Origin of the sequence: Pseudomonas sp. F8002, from assembly GCF_013385495.1 — a bacterium.
Taxonomy (GTDB): Bacteria; Pseudomonadota; Gammaproteobacteria; order Pseudomonadales; family Pseudomonadaceae; genus Aquipseudomonas.
The window spans coordinates 1-1,580 of record NZ_JACAPW010000053.1; the positions used below are offsets into that span (position 1 = coordinate 1).

Below are 1,580 nucleotides of genomic sequence, written 5' to 3' on the forward strand. Positions count from 1 at the left end.
CCAGCCTTGACCAGCTGCATCCCCAGCTTGCGGGCTTTGCGCTCCAAGGCGCGCAGTTGGCGGTCACGGCTTTTTTCCTCAAATGTTTCAATCCCCATTTCCACATACGGTTGCCCCTTGGTCAGCATGGCGTAAATCAGCCGTGCTAACTGATGGGCTGTGGCTTTGATCGCGCAACTGGTATCCATCCTCGTCAGTCGGGCTCGGTGACTGGCGCCGATAAAGCTCTTGTCTTGGCGCGCGTTCGATGCTGCTTGCTTCAGGGCCTGGGCTGCGCGATTGATGATCTTTGGCGCTTTACCCGGGAGGGGTTTTCCACCTGATATCCGTGTCGGCGGTGCCAAGCCAAGCCAGGAGCAAAAGTGCTGAGAGCTTGGAAACTTGGATAAGTCCGGCCCCAACTCGCTGGCTAACACGAGCGCCGTGTCGACTCCAAGGGTGGGGATCGCCGTTAAATCCACGCCCATTATCTTGTTCAAGGCGCGATGCAGGATCAGTTGCTCGTCGTTTGTGCGGTGCGGGCTGCGTAACGACTTACTGGGCGTCGCAGTCTTCTGCTCAAGGACCGGAAGTCGCTCCAGCGCTTGGGCGATCGCCTGATCGCACTCGGCGATCTGTTTTTCCAGGAAGTCATGACAGGCCAATTCCTGACTCAGCGCATGCAGATGTTCGGCTCGCCAGTTGCCATGCAAGCTGCGGGCGATGGTCACCTGATCGGCTTTGATGCGGCCATCTCGAAAAGCTGCGAGCTTTTCGGGGTCACGCTCCCCCTGGACGATCGCCCGCAAGATCTTCAGACCCGTCACCCCGGTAATATCGCTGATGACGTTGGCCAACTGGATGTTCATCTGGGTCAGGCTTTTTTGCATGCGGTTGATTGTCTTTGCCTGGTCACGGACTTTATTCAGCCGCTGGCGCACCAACGAGCGCAATGAGCAGATTTGATCCGCCGGGCGAAAAGCGCCACTGAGCAAGCCGTATGTCATGAGCTGCCGAATCCATTGACAATCAAGCACGTCGGATTTTCTCCCAGAGGTCTGGCGAGTCGCGCGCGAGTTGACGAGGTAAACATCAAACCCGCGAGCGTCCAGCACTTCGAAAAGGGGAATCCAGTAAACGCCCGTGGCCTCCATCGCCACGACTTTGACGTCCATTGATTCAAGCCATTTGGCCAAGGCAATCAAGTCATCAGTGAAGGTCGAGAATTTACGAACAGGGTCGTCGCACTTTTCTGGATCGACGGCGACCCAGTGCTCGCCACCGCCCACATCAATGCCGGAGCAATTGGGATGAACGATCTCAAATCGTTTTTGGTTCTTGCGCGTCATGGCAATTCCTCGCAGGATTGAACGACGCGCGCGGGGTACACGGTGGCGAGCGGATTCACTCTCTTATACGAGGTCATGGCTTGCGCCATGCCTTCAACGACTCCACGCCGATACCGTGCAGGCCACTCTCCCTCGCGGGTGCTGACACACCAGTGCTGGTTCCGGCCTTTGCCCCGCGCGCGTACCTCAACTTTACGATGACCCGTTTGCTGCGCGACAGCGCGGCGTCGAAGACGGGGTGGGGCCTCCCTC

The 1,580-nt window shown here is 57.9% G+C and carries 1 protein-coding gene; it reads right to left on the reverse strand.

The annotated features are described in order from the left end of the window. Positions 1–1,328: IS110 family transposase (locus tag HX811_RS31105; RefSeq protein WP_177048741.1), on the reverse strand; the 1,328-nt coding region annotated here is incomplete at its 3' end. Positions 1,329–1,580 lie beyond the last annotated feature (252 nt).